Origin of the sequence: Streptomyces sp. SID5785 (assembly GCF_009870065.1) — a bacterium.
Taxonomy (GTDB): Bacteria; Actinomycetota; Actinomycetes; order Streptomycetales; family Streptomycetaceae; genus Streptomyces.
In genome coordinates this window covers 1-1,158 of the sequence record NZ_WWIA01001002.1, presented here as the reverse complement: position 1 = coordinate 1,158, position 1,158 = coordinate 1, and the positions used below count along the sequence as shown (strand labels likewise).

The window sequence follows — 1,158 nt, the reverse complement described above, 5'->3', positions numbered from 1 at the left end:
AGGCCGCGTGGGAGGCGCCCAAGCCGTACCTCCACCCGATCCGGACCCTGTCCGGCGGCCTCGTCACCGACTACCGCCCCAACGACCACCGCTGGCACAAGGGCCTCCAGCTGACGGCCTCCCACCTGTCGGGCCAGAACCTGTGGGGCGGCAACACCTATGTGCACGGCGAGGGATACCTCGCGCTGCCCGAGCGGATCGGCTCGATGGCGCACACCGCCTTCGAGGACGTCTCCGCCACGGCCGACGGCGCGGTCATCGCCGAGCGCCTGACCTGGCACCCGTACGACGGCGCGCTGTGGGCGGACGAGGAGCGCCGCATCGAGGTGCACGACGTGGACACGGAGTCGGGCAGCTGGTCCCTGACCTGGACCTCGGCGGTGACCAACCGCCGGGACGAACCGCTGCGGTTCGGCAGCCCCACCACGCACGGCCGGCCCGCCGCCGGCTACACCGGACTGTTCTGGCGCGGGCCGCGCGCCTTCCGCGACGGACACGTCTTCACCGCCGAAGCCGGCCCCGAGGACGGCGACCTGATGGGCAGCCAGGCCGACTGGCTCGCGTACGTCGGTGAACACGACGGCCGCGACGGACACGCCACGATGGTCTTCGCGCACGCGCCCGCCAACGACCACGCGGGGGAGAAGGGGACGCACCCGGCGCACTGGTTCGTGCGCAGCGACCCGTTCGCCGCGGTCGCCCCGTCCTGGGCCTTCCACGACGAGCTCGTCCTCGCCCCCGGCGACACGCTCTCCCGCAGCTACCGGGTGATCGTCGCCGACGGGGCCTGGGACCGCGACCGGGTCACCGCGCACCTCGCGGGCCGGACATGGTGAGCGCGGCGTACGACGGCTTCCCCGCCGCCGTCGGCGTGTCCCGGCTGCGCGTCTACGACTGGCCGACGGTCGACGGCCTGCCCGGAGGGGGCACCCCGCATCTGCACCTCACGTGCAGCGAGGGGTACGTCGTGACCGCCGGCCACGGCGCCGTGCAGACCCTGACCACCTCCGGCTACCGGGAGACACCCCTGGAGCCGGGCAGCGTCGCCTGGTTCACCCCCGGCACGATCCACCGGCTCGTGAACGCGGGCGGCCTGGAGATCACCGTCGTCATGCAGAACAGCGGCCTGCCCGAGGCGGGCGACGCCGTCCTCACGCT

General features: G+C 73.7%; 2 protein-coding genes. Both read left to right on the top strand.

Annotation, left to right across the window (positions count from 1 at the left end; genetic code table 11):
* Positions 1-836 (top strand): PmoA family protein (locus tag GTW43_RS32525; RefSeq protein WP_161305563.1); only part of this gene is annotated, 836 nt, incomplete at its 5' end.
* A partial coding sequence (locus GTW43_RS32520) for a cupin domain-containing protein (RefSeq protein WP_161305562.1) occupies positions 830-1,158 on the top strand: 329 nt, incomplete at its 3' end. The genes GTW43_RS32525 and GTW43_RS32520, both read left to right, overlap by 7 nt.